This is a genomic window from Paenibacillus sp. MY03, from assembly GCF_002165585.1.
Classification (GTDB): Bacteria; Bacillota; Bacilli; order Paenibacillales; family Paenibacillaceae; genus Pristimantibacillus; species Pristimantibacillus agaridevorans.
The window spans coordinates 122,886-140,831 of the sequence record NZ_MXQD01000001.1 but is presented as its reverse complement, the minus strand read 5'-3'; the positions used below and the strand labels follow the sequence as shown (position 1 = coordinate 140,831).

The following is a 17,946-nucleotide window of genomic DNA, read 5'->3' as shown; positions in this document are numbered from 1 at the left end:
TTCCTGGCCTCCGATAATCTGGTTTCCCGCTATGCCTTCATTATCTCCGGCAACTACCCAACAATCAACTCCAACTTGTACGTTGTCGACTCCCCGGGCTGCAGCATAAACGGACCGCCATAACGCTGCTCGGCAGCTCGTCCCTCCACTCGGCAATTCGCAGGCTCAAGACCAAGCACATGCTCGCCCGCGCCGGGCATCCGCCATTGAACAAGCAGCGGCAGCGTATCCGCCGACCAACGCAATGTGACGATGACCGGCCCCAGCGCTCCGCCCGCGGGAAAAGAAGGATTGGCAATGGTCGCTTGGGCCATCCCATCCGCGTCGATTGCTTCGTTGCGCAATTGATGATAGTAGACGGTCTCCGCAATAGAGGCGTCCGGCGTTTCCCAGCGAGACGCCCGGGCTAATACATCGGTCATATCGCTGATGCCGTCCATCGCGGGGGCCCCGCTCCCTCGAACCTCGCGATCGGCGGCAGGCAATACAATTTCCGTATGCTCTCCCAACAGCGGATAGCCAAAGTTAAAGTGATACAGCATCATATGCGACGCCGGCTGGAAGCCGACGTTTTCGACCCGGTCGCTTATAACGATCCGATTGTCGCCGAGCTTACCGGTCAATTCGCGCGTAAGTCTAAGCTTGCTTCCAAACATCGCGGTCTCCTCGACAACGCCGGATACTCCCCATATCCGCTCATCGTCGACCCACTCCTCGCGGACGCTCACCAGAGAAGCCGGAGTATGATGGGCTCTGCCGTGCAGGCCGTAGCTTCCGGATTCGTCGACGGACGGAGAACCCGCATGGGATAACCCGCAAGTCATCAGCAGGCCGCCGGAAGCGGTGCGAAGCCAATTCGTGCCGTCAGCGTCGTAATGCCCGGGATGAACGACGCCGTTCGGCGATTGCCAGGACAAAGGAACTCCCCAAAGCTGTGCCAAAGAGATGTCCATCCCTTTAGACGGAGTCACCTCAAACGCAAGACCGGCGCCTGTACGCACCTCTATGATTTCCACTCCCGCAGATTTGCCTTCCGTCAACGTCATCCGCCTTACTCCGCCTATTTGCCCCAGCTGGCCTACTCTGGCTTCTACCTCGCGGCGACTCCGTTTTTCTCCGTATAGCTGCATGCCGTTCGCTCCTTTGCCCTTGCGCTTCTTCGATGACAGACTCCCCGGACAACCCGATTCTACTCGTCCTCAATCGTCACGGGCATTCTTACAATCGCAGGATCTGTAAAGATGTCCAGCTCGTCCCGGCTGGTGCTGGAAAATTCCGATACGACCGCGCCCTCAGGTCCTCCCTGGAACCAGTGTTTCGTCCCGGGCGCAATCGTATACTGCTCGCCCGGATGGAGAACGATTTCATGAAATACCGTATAATGCGGCTCACTTGCCGCAGGTACATTCGCCTGAGTGCGCGGAGTCGCTTCTCCTTCTACATACAGAAACACTTTGCCAGAGCGGCAGCGGAACGTCTCCATCTTGCCCGGCAAGCCGTCCACGTCCGGATGAAGATGCTCCGGACATGTCTGCCCCGGAAATAACACAAGATCCTTCGCGCAATACCGATCCGTGTTCACGTACGTAATCAGTTCCAGTCCTTGCTCCTCCAGATTGCCAAGTCCGAAGCCCGCCACCTCGATCCCCGCGCGCTCCTCATCGGTCAATACGATTCCCGCTGCCGCAAGCATCTCCGCTGCGCGGGTTTGCGCCTTCCTCACTTCGCTTCTGCGTAACGTCATCTTGTCGCCGCCTCCTCCATGTTCAGCTTAGAACGTTTTCCCAAATGCCATACGATTGGCGGTGTGTCCAGCCGGGCAGAGGCAATGTCGCCTCGCGCTGCGTCCAACCCGATGCAATCCGCCCCTGCACAGTCTCCCAGTCCGGAATGCCGCTGACCGCATCCGCTCTCTCCACATTGCAAGCTCCGACGCCTACCGCCCCTAGCAGCATCTCTTCGATCGGCAAACCTTTAACCAGACCAGTCAGGAAGCCGGCAATCGTACAATCGCCCGCTCCAGTCGTACCGACGACATTGACGGCATAACAGGGAGCCAGCAGCTCCTTGTCCAGCCAATTACCCAGCCGTTCCGCATCAGGCGCGCACTTGCCCAAGCCGCGCAATCGCTCGGCGCTTGCCGTCGTCCGCACATACAAGCCGTGTTCGCCAAGCTTGATGCCAACAATCGCAGCTCCCATATCCAGCAGCTGCTGCGAGAGCGAACCCAGCAAAGGCCCTTCCGCCCAAGCCAGCAGCTCCGTCGTGCCGTGCCGCTCGCTCAGCTCATTGTATTTGTCCGGCCGCAGCATATACAAGATCTCTTCGAAGCTCGGCAGGAACACGTCCACAAACGGCAATGCTTCGGCGAGAATGGCCGCCCAATCGGCTTGCCCCGCCGGAGAGTCGGGATCCGGCCTGGCGAGGTCGAGCGATACCGTCAGTCCTTCCTCCTTCACGCCAGACAACAGCGTCTTTAGCTCTGCTCCCTGCCGTTCGTACATCCGTCGCATAAGCGGGGGATAGCCGAAATGGAACAGCTTTGCCCCTCGCAGCGACTCCATCGCGACATCCTCCGCCGTAAACGTATCGTTAGCTCCCGTACAATGCAGGAAGATCCGGTCTACATCGGGCGGACTGATGACAAGCGTATAGGAGCTATGTTCGTTCGGAGCGACAATCATGCCTTCGGCAAGATCGTCCCCATATTCGCCAAGTATACTCCGTATAGCATCGCCGAACAGATCTTCCCCTATCTTGCCCATGAGCTTGACGGGGATGCCAAGGCGATGCAAAGCCAGCCCCGTATTGGAGACGGCTCCCCCTGTCGACAGCTGAGCCGGCCCAATGTCAACCAGCTTGCCGGGTGCAAGCAGATCCCCGATTCGCCCATGACCCTGATGTCCGCCTGGAGCATTTTTGTTTCCGCCATGAATCGTGGGGATGACATCCAGGCAAATATGTCCGGCTACGACAATATCCGGATTTGCGGCGCCTCGGCTGCTCACGCCAGCGTCCCCCAGTCGACAACAGCCGTTCCGCCTGTCCGACCGGATTCCAAAGCCGCAGTGAACAGGCAATGGCTACCCGCCGCTTCCTCCGGCGTAGCGCAACGGAAGGGCTGCGAAATGCCTTGTTCGCCATGAACGACCTCGTCGCAGAAGGCCGCCCACATCTGCAGAATGGAATCCGTAAATCCGAATTCGAAGATCCCGCCCGTAATCGTGCCATAAGCGGATTTGTATGGCGCATCGACGATATGCCAGGCCTGCTGTCCGCCCGGTTTGTAAGGAAGGGAAGCGACCTGCTTCGGATTTTTGGTCGTAAACTCGGCTGACAGCTCCGTTCCCTGGATGCGAATAAACCATGTATTGGCATGACCCGGCGCAATTCGTTTGGTAGACAGAACCATCGGGAACTGCCCCTTGTCCGACTTCACCTCGCAAGCCAAAATCGCATTGTCCCAAGTCTCGCAAGGAGCGCTTCCGCCTTTTCCGTCAGGACGTTCCTCGACGATCTTGGACAGCAATGCCCGCACGCTCTCCGGCTTCCAGCCGAATCGAAGCGGCAAGTGAAGCACATGAAGCCCCAAATCGCCCATGCAGCCATATTCGCCGTTCGTTGCAATCCGCCGCTTCCAGTTGATCGGCTTGTTCGGATCCAGATCGCTCGAATGCCAGAAGCCGGCCTCCACCTCGATTATTTGGCCGAATTTGCCTTCATTGACCCATTGTACAATCTGCTGAGCTCCCGGATAAAACGGGAATTCGGACGAGCTCCGCACAACGACCTGCGGATTGTCCCGGATCGCCGCCATAATCTCTTCGTTCGCGCTGCGGTCGATGCCAAACGGCTTCTCGCCGAGCAGATGTTTTCCGGCACGAATAATATCGATATAGATTTGTTTATGAAGATTATGAGGCACGGCGCAGTATATCGCTTCAACCTTTGGATCCGCCAGCAGCTCCTTATAATCGGTATACGCTTGCTCCACAGTAGGAACATTGTCCTGGAACCACTGCGTTGCAGCCGGATTCGCATCGCATACCGCCACAATGCGGGGCTCGAAATCCACGTCCGTCAGATGGCACCAGCGCGCCGCCGCGCTTGCGAATTCCTTGCCCATCAGCCCGCAGCCGATGACGCCGAACGAAATGATCGTTTTACTCATTTGTTGTTTGCTCCCTTCAGAATAGCCAGCGCTTGCTCAGCCGCTGCGCCTTCATGCACAATGCTCATCAAAGCGGCTGTCATGCCTGCAGGATCCGGATGCTGAACGACATTGCGCCCATACACGATTCCCGAAGCGCCTTGCTTCATCAATTCGACCGTACGATTGATAATCTCTTCGTCGCTTGCCCGTCCGCCGCCTCGAACCAAAACCGGGATGCCGGAAGCGATCTCGATCACGCGGTGATACTCCTCCACGTTATCGCAAGGATCCGCCTTGATGACATCGGCGCCAAGCTCCACGCCTTGGCGGACCAATGGCATGATCTTTTTAATGTCGCCGTCCACCATATAGCCGCCTTTCTCTTCGTTCGGCAGCATCACAAGCGGCTCCACCATCAGCGGCATGCCATACTTCTCGCATTCCGTCTTAAGAAGCGTGACATTGCGCACGCATTGATGATGCAGCTCCGGCTGTCCCGGAAGCAGCAGCAAATTCACGCACACGGCGACGGCGTCGAGCCGAACGGCTTGTTCGATCGCGCGGTCGATCAGCTCGCTGAACAGAAACCGCGGAAGCACGTTTCCGTAGATGTTCGCCGCATCCGTTCTCAGGACGAGCCCTGGCTTATGTTTGCCTGGAATATCTAGCAAATGCCTCGCCTGGCCTGCGCTTAACTGAATGCAATCCGGCCCCGCCTGAACAACCGTCGCAACGGCGTTTTTCATATTTTCAATACCAGAAAGGAATGAGAACTCGTTAAAAAAACCATGGTCAATCGCTACATCAAAACATTTTCCTTGCTCGCTAAACATCCGGTTTAATCTTGCTTTTGTAGACATGTCGATAACCTCTCCTTTTCGTTTGTAAAGTATTATGTTCGTTTATAACATTATGATATACAAAAAGAACATGGATGTCTACTGGATTTTTGAGAGGAATCAAACTTTTTCAATTCGATACTCTCACAGCTTCCGCAACCTTTTCACCCCAAAAACGTCTAGTGAATGTAGTTTCGAGAGCTTTTGAACAAGCTGAGTGCCAAAATCGGGTGGGATCCGGAGAAGCGCAAAGTAACGGCTAGCAAAGACGGCACATCAATCGAATTTATAATCGGATCATCGACGGCTTACATTAACGGCAAAGCTCGCCAGCTTGGAACACCTGCCATTATTCAAAAGGGGCATACGTATATACCCGCACGGATTGTTCTGGAGGCGTTCGGGGCCAAAGTCGATTGGGACAACGATTCGAGACTCGTGCTAGTCAATACGGATAAAGCAATTCCGAAACTAACCCCTCTTCAACTAAAACAATTCCGCTTCCAAGCGCATATCAACTGGTCGGAGAAGCAGTAACAAAAAAAGCCGCTCCTTTCGCAAATGTTCATTCGCGGCTGGAGCGGAACTCATTTAAACGATCGATTCTGGACTATCAAGCAGGAAATATTGCTCTTAAATACTAAGCAACCTCCCTCCGTTTCATCGTATACAACAGAAGCCTCGTCGCCGCTATCGACAAAACCGCCATCACGACAATCGCAGCATACGCATATAACACCGGGTATCCGAACAGATTGAGCACTTCGAATCTATCGAACAAATCGGTTACCCTCATTACATTCGTATAGGTGAAGTCAAGTATATTCTCATACATGCCCAGGTCTATTTTGAAAAAAACAACGATCGCAATCGGCAAAGAAAAGATGGCTCCGGATACAAGAATCGAAAGGATGGTATGCCTGCACCATGCGGAAATCAGCAAAACCAGCAGTGCGAAACCAACTGCTCCTAATGCATGTATGCCCAGCTGTACGAAAATAAAAGTCAGCATATCAAAGTCATACGGCGAGTAGCGATACTGGAACAACTGTTGAAGCGGCGCGCTCCAACCTCCATCCCCATATACAAGGATTCGCTGGACGAGATTGAACACGCTCCAAACACCAATGACAAATGCGGTATAAATGAGTGCGGCTGCGATTTTGGCATAAATCCCCTTTCGCCTGCCATGCCTGGTGCTTAACTGCAATTGATCCATGCCCGTCATATACTCATTCGAGAATATGGGGGCGAGGCCGATCAATAGCAGCGCTCCCGTAAGCATGGTACCAAAGGTTCTAACAAAGTCGATCATTTCGGCCGGTGCCTTATGATAATAGAGCTTATTGACATTTACGTTTTCCAGCATCCGCAAATGCAACGCTTCTTTTCTGTGTTCGAAGGTTTTCTCCTCTAATTGAGGCAGATTACTTTGAAAATATTGAATGCTCATATCGTTCGTTTCATCGAGCCGTTTCGCAACAGCTATCTCTTCATATACGCCTGCCCTCTCCCTCATCTCTTCTGTCCAGACGGTATTCTCATTCGTATTTTTCGTCAGTTCGGCATGATCTGCTTCAGCTTGTTTGTATTTTTCGCGGGTCAGCTCCCCCTCCCAATCTTTATAGGAAGCAGATTTCCCTACTACATATTGGGCATTGAGACTGATCATTATAAGTCCAAGAAGTACAACGTAAACGGCGTAAATGCTTTTTTGCCGAAAAATTTTGTTCAGCTCAAAGGCCAACAAGGATTTCATCTTACTTCGCAGCCTCCTCATCAAAATAATGCAAATAAAGATCCTCGAGGTTAGGTATCGCCTCTTCCGCATGAGGAGAGGGCTTGTTCTCCGAAAGGATGCGCAGCTCCGTGCCGTTTTCTCTTACCAGCATGCTGCTCACCTTGTGGCTGGCTTGCCATGCCGCCAGTTCATTCGGACTTGCCATTACGGTCCAGACTTTGCCATTAAGAGCGTCCAGGAGATGCTGCGGCTCCGCCTTTTGAATCAGCATGCCCCGTTTCAAAATAAGCAGTTCCTTGGCTATATACTCGATGTCGGATACGATATGCGTAGATAATAATACGATTCGATCGGCCGCGATGGTAGACATCAGGTTCCGAAATCTGATCCGTTCCTTAGGATCGAGGCCTGCCGTCGGCTCGTCGACAATGATGATTTTCGGATCGTTTAACAACGCTTGGGCTATGCCTACGCGTTGCTTCATGCCGCCCGACAGCTTGCCTACCTTCGTGCGCCGCTCCTCTTGCAAGGATACGGCCTGCAACAGCTCGTCAATCTTGACTTTAGCTCGCCCCTTCTCAATTCCCTTAAGCGCGGCAATATAGAAAAGAAACTTTTCGACGGTGAAATTTTTATAATAACCCATGTGTTGCGGCAAATAGCCGAGCAGATCGCGGTACTCCTCGTCCAGCAACTCGATATCAACATCGTTCAGCAGCACTCTGCCCGAGCTTGGTCTGGCGACAGAGGCCAGTATGCGCATTAGCGTTGTTTTGCCGGAGCCATTAGCGCCGAGAAAGGCGTATACGCCCTCCGTCATTTCGAAGGATACGTTATCCAGCGCGCGCTTTGCGCCATACTGCTTGCTTACCCGTTCAATGGACAGCTTCATAATAGGCAAATCCTTTCTTTAATCGTTGTATTTGCTTGGCGATGCAAGCTGCCAACAAAACCGTTGCAAGTCCGGCTATATAAGGAAGCTCCGATGCTTGTTCATAATGTTCGAGGCCAATAAGAAAACCATAAGCAATAAACAGCCAAATAACGAGTGCAATCGGAACGGACAGCACATTTCGAACACGGCTGGCAACGGCCAGTCCAACGCTTACCGCAACCGCAAAAGGCGCTGTCCAATACATGATGAGCTTCGATAGCAGCAGCGGCTCGCCGAATATCCCGAATACGCCGATCAACGCAAGACATAACAGGATATTATAGCCGCAAATAACGATCAGCTTCATTAACAACAGTTGCTGAGCCGAATATTTGCAGGAGATTTCAAGCTCCAGCAGCCCTTCATTACGTCCTCGAAACACTTCAAGCAACCCGAGCAAAAAAGGAATCGGCGAAAGCAGCAGCATGATTTTGAAAGGATCACCTTCCCAGACGTACCATACGAGCAGACCCATACAAAAAAACAACAGGTTGGCCAGCCAAAATAACGGCTGAATCTGCATAACGTGCAGTTGCCTGAGAAAGGAATATTTGTCTCGTGGAGCAGCTGCCTGAGTTACATAAGGGCGCATGGCGTCAATTGTGCGTGTTATTGCGTCCTCGCTTGGATATTCTACCGTGAACTCCTCCAGCTTAAACTGCTGAAACTCCTTGTCCAGCTCGATCAGCTCATCATCGTGATTGCGAGCTCCGAGTGAGCTAGTTGCTTTCTTTTTGCTCATGCCGATCTCTCCCTAACATGGTTTTGAGCTTGCCAAGCCCTTGCCTGAGCCTGGCTTTGACCGTATTTTCGTTCGCCCCCGTTACAGAGGCGATTTCGCGTATTTTCAAGTCATGATAGTACTTCAGCAAAATCGCTTCGCTTTGCGTCTCCGGCAGCTGACCGATTGCTTCTTTCAGTTGCTTTCTCGTTTCCTTGTTTTCGAAAATATAGGCTATCCCTTCCGCGTTGCTTGTAAGCTGGGACGCATGGTCCTCAAACACCGAGGTGGCAGCGGTCCGGCGATAGGCGGCCGATCGGTAATAATCGCGGCAAATGTTTACCGCAATCGTATACAGCCAACTGCTGAAGCTGCCTCCGTTTGCATACGTTGAAATGTTCCGAATCATTTTAATAAATACATCTTGCGTCAAATCGTAGGCCATATGGCTGTTGCTTGTTTTACGATAGATGTAGGCGTAGATTTGCTTGTAGTAACGCTTCGTCAGCACCTCCATCGCAGCCTGGCTGCCATTATTAATTTCCTGTATCAACTGCTCGTCAGTCGGCAATAGGATCACCTCGGCTAATAGAACGGAATGGGTGGATGAAAAGTTGTAAATGGTTTTAAAATATTCGATAAACATTCGTAAGAATAAAAGCTAGTTGCTTGTAAAACAAGGTGAAACGGGAACGGCTGTCGGCGTCCTTTGGCGGTGACGTGCGTTTCATTCCGAGATTTATAGGTCAAGTATGGAGAGCCTATGGCTACTTTATCGGAGTTACTTTCTGGTCCATCGGCGTTTTTAACGCCTACAGCTGCTCGTTCGCCTGCTTTTTGGAGCCATTTGAGTTATTAACGCCTATGGACGCTAATGAGAGTTACTTTATGGTTCATTGGCGTTTTTAACGTCTACAGCTGCTCGTTCGCCTACTTTTTGGAGCCATAGGCGTTGTTAACGCCTATGGGCGCTAATCAGAGTTACTTTCCGGTCCATCGGCGTTTTTAACACCTACAGCTGCTCATTCGCCTACTTTTAGGAGCCATAGGCGTTACTAACGCCTATGGACGTTAATCAGAGTTACTTTTCGGTCCATCGGCGTTTTTAACGCCTACAGCTGCTCATTCGCCTACTTTTAGGAGCCATAAGCGTTACTAACGCCTATGGGCGCTAATCAGAGTTACTTTACGGTCCATCGGCGTTTTTAACGCCTCTCAGCACATTTGTGCATTTCTCCCCAATTTCTAAAACAAATGGAGCCCTGCACAGCAAATTGTACGAAAATACACAAATTCTCGCTTCCTATCTTCGTTCAGGACCTCTTTGAACCAATATTTGTGTATATATGTACAAATGTACGACGAAATGGCTCTTCCCTCATCAAAATTGTGTATTTTCGCTCAATTATTGTACCATTTGCGAAAATATCCAGCATTCCAGGACCAGTACTCAAAGCACCAACACTCCAGGACCAGTACTCAAAGCACCAACACTCCAGAACCAGCACTCAAAACACCAGCACTCCAGAACCAGCACTCAAAACACCAGCACTCCAGAACCAGTACTCAAAGCACCTGCGCTCCAGCTCCAGCACCACACTCCAGCACCTGCACCCAAAACACCAGCACTCAAAACACCAGCACTCCAGCACCACCATCGCCTCAATTCCCCCCGCACGCAGCCGTTATATTGGCACAAACTGCGGCAAACTAATCTGCTTCCGAAATAAAAATCATTAAAAAGAGGCCCAAGCATCTCTCTGCTTAGGCCCCGCTATTTCACAACGATTCTTTAATTACCCGCTTGTAATACAGGACGGAGAGGATTCCGAAGACGGAATACAGCGCCGTGTACAGCACCATGACAATAAGCATGGGAGCCATAAGCTCCGTGCCGAACAGGAACCAGCCCGATTTTACGGCAAAGTAACCGTGGCTCAAGCCGACAATAAGCGGAATGCCGAAGTTAAACAACTGCTTGTACGCGATTCCGCGGAGCAAGTCGCCCTGCGTAAATCCCAGCTTGCGCAGGATCGTATAATTCGGTTTCTCCTCTTCGCTCTCATCCATCTGCTTGAAGTAAAGGATGCAGCCTGACGTGATCAAGAACGCAAGTCCGAGAAATCCGACGATGAACATGATCAATCCCATATTCAAACGTCCGTTCATCATAAGCTCATGCTGCGAAAACGACTCCTGAGAAGAGGATGGCTGCGTATCCGCATAGGCCTGCCGCGCTTCTTCCTTCCGCGATGAATCCGGGATGTCCACGCCGTAATAATCCGCATATCTTGTATTCTGAACAGCCGGATCCAGATTCTGAAGGAGCTTCTCGTACACGCTGTCATCGACGATCGTCGTCGGTATTCCCTGTCCGTATCTGTAGATCAAGACGCTTTGTTCCTTGGTGCCGACGAGCTTTTGTTGAAGGCTGCCGTGCAGCCCCATAAATTGAAAATCGCCGGTCGACTTGAGCGACATGAAATTTTGCATCGCTCCACTGTAGCCCATAAAAATCGCTTCGTTAGGCTCCACCTCTACTCCCTCCACCATGGCTTCGCTGAGTACCGGGGAGATAAACGTGTTGCCCTCCAGCGAGTCGAGCACGTTGGAAGACGCGATGCCCGAAGCGTCGATTTCCATGTAGATCGGCACTCTGCGAATAACGTCGTAGGCAACTTTCCTGGCATCAAGCTCCGCGATAAAACGATCCTTCGCCTCCGCGTTCGCGAAAGCAAAATCATTGGGAACATCTCTTTGCGCTTGCGCTTCGGCAGAGTAATAAGAAATATAACTTAACGACAATAATCCGATGGCTAGCGCGGATACGGTCGTAATGACGGTGAGCAGCAACGCGTTCGACTTCATCCGAAACATGATGGAGGATATGGACAATACTTCCCCAATGGACAAGTATCCTTGTTTGCTTCTGCGGACGGCGTTGAAGATGACGCTGACCGAACCTTTGTAGAACAGGTAGGTCCCGATGATGACCGCTGCCAGAATAAAGATCATCGCCATCATGAGCTCGCCCATTCCCATGAACCGTCCTTTGAACAGCTCTGCGGATACGTAATAACCGACCAGGATAAAGACAATGCCGCATAGTCCGAACACGAATTCCAGCACGGACCGCTTCTGAGTCCGCTGTTGCGCGACGGATACGGCGCGGAACAAGGACAGAATCGACTGCCTTCTAATAAATGCATAATTCATGAGCATGATCAGGAGGTAAATGGCGGCAAACACGATAATCGTCTGAACGAGCGCTTCCGAAGAGAAACGCAGCTTGGCCATCTCATCGACGCCGATAATGCGGAACAGAATCATCAGAATCAATCTGGAAACCGCGAATCCGGCCGCGATGCCGACGATCATGGATCCGAAATACAGAATCAGGTTTTCGGCGGTCATGATTCTGAAGATGCGTTCCTTCGTCAGACCGATCAGCTGGAATAACCCGATTTCCTTGCTTCTTCGTTTAATGAAGATCGTGTTGGCATATAGCAGGAATACCGCGACGATGGCCACGAGCAGCACGGACGCCGCTCCGAGAGCCGCCGCTCCCTTGACCGAGCCTTTAGCTTCGTCCATGGACGGATCGTATTGCAGCGTAACGAACGAGAAATAAAGAGCGACGCTGAAAATGAGCGCGAATACATAAAGAAAGTAGTTTTGAATGTTTTTTTTCAAATTCCGCAAGATGATCGTATTCAGACTCACCCTTGAACACCGCCCAGCACGCCTTGGGTTTTGATGATGTCGCCGAGCATCGTCTGCCTGGATTCCTCGCCCTTGTGAAGCTGGCTGTAGATTTGGCCGTCCTTGATAAAGACGACACGGCTGCAATAGCTGGCGGCTACCGGATCGTGCGTGACCATAATGATCGTCGCGGCGTGCTTCGCGTTCATGTAGCTGAGCTTATTCAGCAGGTCGGAAGCCGACTTCGAATCTAGCGCCCCGGTCGGCTCGTCCGCGAAAATAATGCCGGGATCGTGCACAAAAGCCCGTGCTGCGGAGGTCCGCTGCTTCTGTCCTCCCGAAATTTCGCTAGGATATTTATCGGCAAGCTCGTAGATGCCAAGTTCGGTCGCAATCTGCTTGAATTTTTCAAGCGCGGCCTGTTTGGATACATCTCGGATGGATAACGGCAGAAGCACGTTTTCCTTTACAGTCAACGTGTCCAGCAGATTGTACTCCTGAAATATAAAGCCGAGATGATGCTTTCGGAATTCCGCGAGCTTCTTCTCCTTCATGCCCGTAAACTGTTTTCCCTGTATCTCGATAGTCCCTTCGCTCAGTTGATCGATGGAAGAGAGCACGTTCAGAAGCGTTGTTTTGCCGGAACCGGACGCTCCCATAATGCCGACGAATTCTCCTTTGGTTACCTTCAGGTCGATTCCCTTCAGCACTTCCTGCCTGTTGAATTTATTGCCGTATGTTTTGTGGATTTTTTTGGCCTCTAAAATAATCATGGGGTTACACTCCTTCTTTCGGATGCCTTTATCGTACCCCAACGGAACCTGGTTTTCCTGCGATTTAACGAACAAAATAAAAAAGCATGTGACATTGTTGTCACATGCCCATCATGACATCAAAATCGTTGGCGACGGGGAACAACAGCCGGAACGTCGTGCCGCTGCCGTAGGCGGAATCCGCCTCTATTCGAATCCGAAGCGCATCCGCCGCTTTTTGCGCCAAATAGAGTCCCATGCCGGTGGCCGCGCTATCCTGATGCATCGTCGTGGACGTGAATCCCCGTTCGAATATGCGGGGCAAGTCCTTGGCGCTAATGCCGCGGCCTTGGTCCTGGATCTCGACGACGACATGCCCGTTCTCCTCGCAGCTGCTCACCTTTATATCGGAGGACTCGCTGTATTTAACCGCGTTGGTTAAAATTTGCCTCAATATAAAACCCAGCCATTTGGCATCGGTCAGCACCTGTTCGGCTTGGAGGGATACGTCAAAGCCGATCCTTTTTTGCATGCACCAGGATCTCAAATCCTTAATTTCCTGGAACAGGATCGGCTCTAGCCTCGCGGACTCAACGTACAGGTCATTTTCCATAAAAGGAATCCGCCTTTGATGCAACTGACGATCCAGCAAATGATGAATGCGAAGCCATTCGTATTCCAGCTTGCTTTTGGCCGATTCTTCGGTTAAACGGTCGATTACGAGCCGCATAGCGGTAAGAGGCGTTTTTACCTCATGAATCCAGGCCGTCAATTCGTCCTTCTCCTGTTCGAGCAGCAGCAGATGTCCAGACGCCTCGCTCTTGTAATGGAGAGCTTGCACGGACATGGACTCCTCCACCACCCGTTCGAACGGGCTGCCGGCCTCCTTTAGAGATTCCGGTCCGCAAGTGTGATCCCAAGCCTCCAACTGCTTGATGAATTTGGTTTCCTTATAGTATCTGGCAACAAGAAAGACGATGCAAACCATCGAGGACAACAACGTCATGTACAAGATCGGCATCAGCGGGATGGAGACGTCAATGGACGCTATGAACAGAGGCAGCAGGTGGACGACGGCAAGCAGCAGCAGCCAGCTTCGCCTTTCCGCGATGTATTTGCGAATCATGCCCCCGCCTCTTCCGTTGCCATGTAACCTCGGCCGACCTTCGTCTCGATATACGGGTCCAGCCCGATGCTTTCGAGTTTTTTGCGCACACGGTTTACATTGACGGTAAGCGTATTATCGCTCACGAACTGCTCGTTGTTCCATAGGCTCGCGATCAGCTCGTCGCGGCTCACGATTTTATTTTTGCGTTCAATGAGATAAGTTAGAATAAACATTTCGTTTTTTGTCAGCTCCGCCGTTCCCTCGTCGTTCGCAATCGTATTTTTCATATAGTCGACGGCGGCCCCCCGCCACGTTTTCAGCTGGGTCGGCTCATTATTGTAGTTGTACGTTCTGCGCAGAATCGCCTGTATTTTGGCAATAAGCACGTCAAAATGGAACGGCTTCTGCACGAAGTCGTCCGCTCCGAGCTGCATCGACATGACCATGTCCGTGGGATGATCGCGGGAAGAAAGAAAGATGATCGGCACATTGGAATGCGCGCGAATCATCCGGCACCAGTGGAAGCCGTCGAATTTGGGCAGTTGGATGTCGATGATGACAAGCTCGGGCCCCGCCTCCGCGAACTCCTGCATAACTTTATCAAACTGCTTGACGCCGAAGACCTCGTAGGACCATAAGGACAACCGTTCCTTGATTTCCTGGAACAATGTCGTATCGTCTTCTATGAGCATGATTTTGAACATCGTTGGTCACCACGTTTCTTAGTCAAGTTCTTCTCGATTATCTTACATTTCGCTCTTGCGATTCAGATTATAGTAGACGCTGTTCAGCATGCCGTGCAAGATGCCCGCAATGGGGAATACGGCCCAGTTAACGTCCCAGCGATGATAGACAAAACCCGTGAACAGGAAAATAATCGTCGCCAGCGGCCATAATACAGCCCCTACGGCACCCGAAATTCTTTCCTCTTCCTTCTTGGCGGCAGCGAAAATCGGCTCTTCCAGAAGCTTCGTATAGGCTCCCTGAATATTCCCGTAATAGACAAACAGGAACACCGCAACGGCCGCCAACAGCAAGAAAGCGGCAACTCCATAAGGAGCGAATTCTTCGTTGACATAAGATGCGGCGAAGATCAAGATGGGTGACAGCACGCTCAGGCAGACCCCGGTGATAAGAGAGAAACGATAGGTCGGAGCGAAATGAGCTTGACCTTGCCGCAGCTCCATCTTGAGCGCATAGGATAATTGGAAACCTTGCTCCAAAATCTTGAACCGGCTGAGCTTCATGCCGCTGTTAATAAACATCCCGACTCCCACGGCGGCGAGCATGAACATGCCGATCAGACCCAACATCGAACCTCGTTCCGAGTAGGCCGTTGTTTCGAATAGCGTATCCAGAATAATCAGCAACGACACGCCGCTTGCGCAAAAGAAAATACCTAGACCTACCCACAGTCCGGCACTCCGCTTGGCAGCCGTATAAGCGAAAGCCTCATGCTCCGTCAACATAGGTGCTGCCCGCTCCGGTTCGACTGAACGAATGCCAAGTTCGGCAGTCAATTCCTCGATATTGCCGAATTCCGAAATGACGATGCCAATCGCCTCATTCTCCGACTTGCCCGCTTCTTTCAGCTCCCTATACTTCTCCTCCATCCCGGACAACAGCTCCTGCTTCATGCGCATGACTTCCAGTGTATTGGGCAGATTGGCAAACATATTATCCAAATAGACGCTGATCGTTTCCATGCTCCATTACCACTCCCTGATAAATTGATTGACAACTTCTTTCGTAACTATCCATTCCTCGCATTTTTCTTTGTAATAAGAGAGACCCGGCGGGGTAATCCGGTAATAGGTGCGCCTTTTGCCAAGACTCTCATCCCGGTAGAAGGATTCAATATATCCGTTCTTTTCCAGCCTTGTGAAGGTAGAATAAAGCGTGGTCTCTTTCATGACATACTTCTCCTGCGTCAACTGCCTGATCTGCTTGGAGATCTCGTACCCGTAGGATTCCCCGTCAAGCAGCATGTAGAGGATCATCGTATCATTATAGCCGCGTATGACATCACTGCTGATCACTTCCGGCATCCTCCCCGATTACTTCATCTGTCGTAGTAGATGCAGTATAGCATAATTACTACGACAGGTGAAGTAGTAAGGCACGAAATGCTGGATTTTTTTCGCTTGCGGTCCCCTGGCGCAACTTAGGCAGCCGCAAAATCACACTACGACTAAACTTCGCGCCGAAAAAGATCAATGCTACTAGCCCATGCCTGTTGTCTCCGTGCAGAAGCGCAGCCCCGTTTTCTCCCATGAAAAAGAGGACATACCGTTTGGGTACGCCCTCCGACAATGGGTTTTTGTAACCGATCCTTCATTACTTGCTACTCGACGAAGTCATCCTCATGCTTTTGCCTGGCAAGCTGAGACTTGGGAAGCCCCGACTCCCTCGTCTTGATCCTGCAATAGGAACAAGAACAGTGAATCTTGCCTTTCGCAAACTTCCCCGTGTGTTTCGCGAACCATCCGATTTGTTTGGCAAGTTTGCTTTTCCGCTGGATGATCCAATAAGCTCGAACGTCGGTCAGGGAATCCCCGGCGCTTGAGCTTTTTTAAATGCCGAAAAACGCCGCCGCCGTCTTCGTCGTCGCCTTGGCGACCTCTTCGGCAGGTCTGTCGACGCACCGCGCCACGGCTTGCAGAATATGCGGCAGAAACGCGGGCTCGTTCCTTCCGTCCGCCGGCTTTTCCTTCAAGTCCCGCGGAGTCAGGAACGGCGCGTCGGTCTCGATCATCAACCTGTCGAGCGGAATGAGACGGACGAGCTCCTTGAGATGCCGGCCCCTTCGTTCATCGCAAATCCAGCCGGTAATTCCGATATGGAAGCCCATCTCGAGGTAGGCCTCCAGCTCGGACCGGTTCCCCGTAAAGCAATGGACCACCGCTTGTTTCACCGCATGTTCCTTAAGGATCGCCACAAAATCCGGGAATGCCTCGCGTTCGTGCAGAAACAGCGGCATGTTAAGCTCTGTGGCCAGCCGAACCTGCTCCGCAAACCATCGACGCTGGACGTCTCTCGGCGAGAAATCGCGGTTATAGTCCAGGCCGCATTCCCCGATGGCTACGACCTGCGGCAGCGCCGCCAGCTCTTTTAGTTTCGCAATTGTCTCTAGCGTACAACTCTTCGCATCATGCGGATGGATGCCCGCAGTAGCGTACAGCTGTCCCCGGTATCTTGCCGAATAGCGGGCAGCGTCTACGCTGTTTCTCAAACTCGTTCCCGTAAGGATAAGAGGGGCAACGTTGCTTGCTATCGCCCTTGCGACAACCTCGTCGCGGTCTTGATGAAAGTTGCGATGCATCAGATTGACGCCGATATCAACGATGGGATGATTCGTCATTTCGGTCCTCCTTCCCCTTGCTCACTGCCACCGAGCAGCACTCCGGCGGCACATGATCGGCCAGCCATACTTCGTTCCCCGCATAATAAAACAGAACGCCCGACTGCTTCGCTATCAACGTGTCAATCTCCAGTATGACAAGCTCTCCTCTACGGCTTCCCGCGAGCGTAGCGAAATGAGTGCCTTCCGACAAATGGACATATTGCCGGGTCATCGGTTTCAGCCCTTCCTTTACTATCGTCGGGAGTGCCTTCCGATTCGTTCCGTGGTAGAGAACGGCAGGAGGGTCGGCGGTCGCGTAGGCAACTTTATTATGGCTGTGGCCGTATCTCGCTCTTATGCGACCGTCTTGTATGTCAAATCGTTGTTTGTCCGAATGACGGACCACCTGCTCGATATCCTCTTGTTTCACCCAATCCCATCGGGGTTGAGCCCGAACGGCTTCCAACAATATATCCAACGGACACGAGCCGTCCACAGGATCGAGGACGACGCCGAATTGCTCCGGTGCGTGTCTAAGCAGCTTGGTGATCATCTTGCTGAGGCTTTTTTCCGCCGACTCATTTATCATGATCCACGCTTCACTTCCTTATGGCTATCATACTAATCTCGATATTCGCATTATAACCTTTGCG

At 51.8% G+C, this 17,946-nt stretch carries 18 protein-coding genes; 1 reads left to right on the top strand and 17 read right to left on the bottom strand.

The features are described 5' to 3' along the window. Window positions 1–53: 53 nt before the first annotated feature. The 5 genes from B1748_RS00420 to B1748_RS00400 all read right to left on the bottom strand — a co-directional run bounded on the left by B1748_RS00420 (window position 54) and on the right by B1748_RS00400 (window position 5,013). Window positions 54–1,130 carry an aldose 1-epimerase family protein gene (locus B1748_RS00420; RefSeq protein WP_087565890.1) on the bottom strand — a complete coding sequence of 359 codons (1,077 nt, stop codon included), beginning with the start codon at window positions 1,128–1,130 and terminating at the stop codon, window positions 54–56. 59 nt (window positions 1,131–1,189) lie between these two features. After that, window positions 1,190–1,693 (bottom strand): D-lyxose/D-mannose family sugar isomerase, encoded by a 504-nt coding sequence (locus B1748_RS00415; RefSeq protein ID WP_256975471.1) that lies wholly within the window; start codon window positions 1,691–1,693, stop codon window positions 1,190–1,192. Between the two features lie 73 nt (window positions 1,694–1,766). Beyond that, window positions 1,767–3,008, bottom strand: coding sequence for a carbohydrate kinase family protein (locus B1748_RS00410; protein WP_087565888.1), 1,242 nt, complete (start codon window positions 3,006–3,008; stop codon window positions 1,767–1,769). Continuing rightward, window positions 3,005–4,171, bottom strand: a complete 1,167-nt coding sequence (locus B1748_RS00405; RefSeq protein ID WP_087565887.1) for a Gfo/Idh/MocA family protein — start codon at window positions 4,169–4,171, stop codon at window positions 3,005–3,007. The genes B1748_RS00410 and B1748_RS00405 overlap by 4 nt, the downstream gene beginning before the upstream one ends. Continuing rightward, on the bottom strand, window positions 4,168–5,013 hold the full coding sequence (locus B1748_RS00400) for a class I fructose-bisphosphate aldolase (RefSeq protein ID WP_087565886.1): 846 nt from the start codon (window positions 5,011–5,013) through the stop codon (window positions 4,168–4,170). Before B1748_RS00400 ends, B1748_RS00405 begins: the two co-directional genes overlap by 4 nt. A gap of 183 nt (window positions 5,014–5,196) precedes the next feature. Here B1748_RS00400 and B1748_RS00395 point away from each other — a divergent pair, with 183 nt between their 5' ends. After that, window positions 5,197–5,529, top strand: a complete 333-nt coding sequence (locus tag B1748_RS00395) for a copper amine oxidase N-terminal domain-containing protein (protein ID WP_087565885.1) — start codon at window positions 5,197–5,199, stop codon at window positions 5,527–5,529. A gap of 103 nt (window positions 5,530–5,632) precedes the next feature. On the opposite strand, the gene B1748_RS00390 is transcribed toward B1748_RS00395, so the two are convergent. From B1748_RS00390 to B1748_RS00335, 12 genes are all read right to left on the bottom strand, one after another. Next, on the bottom strand, window positions 5,633–6,751 hold the full coding sequence (locus B1748_RS00390) for a hypothetical protein (protein WP_087565884.1): 1,119 nt from the start codon (window positions 6,749–6,751) through the stop codon (window positions 5,633–5,635). Window position 6,752: 1 nt separating this feature from the next. Then, on the bottom strand, window positions 6,753–7,625 hold the full coding sequence (locus tag B1748_RS00385) for an ABC transporter ATP-binding protein (RefSeq protein ID WP_087565883.1): 873 nt from the start codon (window positions 7,623–7,625) through the stop codon (window positions 6,753–6,755). Then, complete coding sequence (locus B1748_RS00380) at window positions 7,609–8,409, bottom strand: hypothetical protein (protein WP_087565882.1); 801 nt, start codon at window positions 8,407–8,409, stop codon at window positions 7,609–7,611. Before B1748_RS00380 ends, B1748_RS00385 begins: the two co-directional genes overlap by 17 nt. Then, window positions 8,387–8,959: an RNA polymerase sigma factor gene (locus B1748_RS00375; protein ID WP_087565881.1), complete on the bottom strand. Its 573-nt coding sequence runs from the start codon at window positions 8,957–8,959 to the stop codon at window positions 8,387–8,389. Before B1748_RS00375 ends, B1748_RS00380 begins: the two co-directional genes overlap by 23 nt. Before the next feature lie 1,208 nt (window positions 8,960–10,167). Then, window positions 10,168–12,111 (bottom strand): FtsX-like permease family protein, encoded by a 1,944-nt coding sequence (locus B1748_RS00370; protein ID WP_087565880.1) that lies wholly within the window; start codon window positions 12,109–12,111, stop codon window positions 10,168–10,170. Next, the gene (locus B1748_RS00365) at window positions 12,108–12,863 is read right to left on the bottom strand and encodes an ABC transporter ATP-binding protein (protein ID WP_087565879.1); all 756 of its coding nucleotides are present in this window, start codon (window positions 12,861–12,863) and stop codon (window positions 12,108–12,110) included. The genes B1748_RS00370 and B1748_RS00365 overlap by 4 nt, the downstream gene beginning before the upstream one ends. Before the next feature lie 100 nt (window positions 12,864–12,963). Continuing rightward, entirely contained in the window at window positions 12,964–13,968 is a 1,005-nt protein-coding gene (locus B1748_RS00360; RefSeq protein ID WP_087565878.1) for a sensor histidine kinase, read from the bottom strand. Further along, window positions 13,965–14,654 (bottom strand): response regulator transcription factor, encoded by a 690-nt coding sequence (locus B1748_RS00355; RefSeq protein WP_087565877.1) that lies wholly within the window; start codon window positions 14,652–14,654, stop codon window positions 13,965–13,967. Before B1748_RS00355 ends, B1748_RS00360 begins: the two co-directional genes overlap by 4 nt. Window positions 14,655–14,696: 42 nt before the next feature. Beyond that, window positions 14,697–15,656 (bottom strand): permease prefix domain 1-containing protein, encoded by a 960-nt coding sequence (locus B1748_RS00350; protein ID WP_087565876.1) that lies wholly within the window; start codon window positions 15,654–15,656, stop codon window positions 14,697–14,699. Window positions 15,657–15,662: 6 nt separating this feature from the next. After that, window positions 15,663–15,989: a PadR family transcriptional regulator gene (locus B1748_RS00345; RefSeq protein WP_087566133.1), complete on the bottom strand. Its 327-nt coding sequence runs from the start codon at window positions 15,987–15,989 to the stop codon at window positions 15,663–15,665. A 533-nt stretch (window positions 15,990–16,522) separates the two neighbouring features. After that, the gene (locus tag B1748_RS00340; RefSeq protein WP_087565875.1) at window positions 16,523–17,311 is read right to left on the bottom strand and encodes a TatD family hydrolase; all 789 of its coding nucleotides are present in this window, start codon (window positions 17,309–17,311) and stop codon (window positions 16,523–16,525) included. Then, window positions 17,289–17,882: an RNA 2'-phosphotransferase gene (locus B1748_RS00335; protein ID WP_087565874.1), complete on the bottom strand. Its 594-nt coding sequence runs from the start codon at window positions 17,880–17,882 to the stop codon at window positions 17,289–17,291. Before B1748_RS00335 ends, B1748_RS00340 begins: the two co-directional genes overlap by 23 nt. Between the last annotated feature and the right edge of the window lie 64 nt (window positions 17,883–17,946).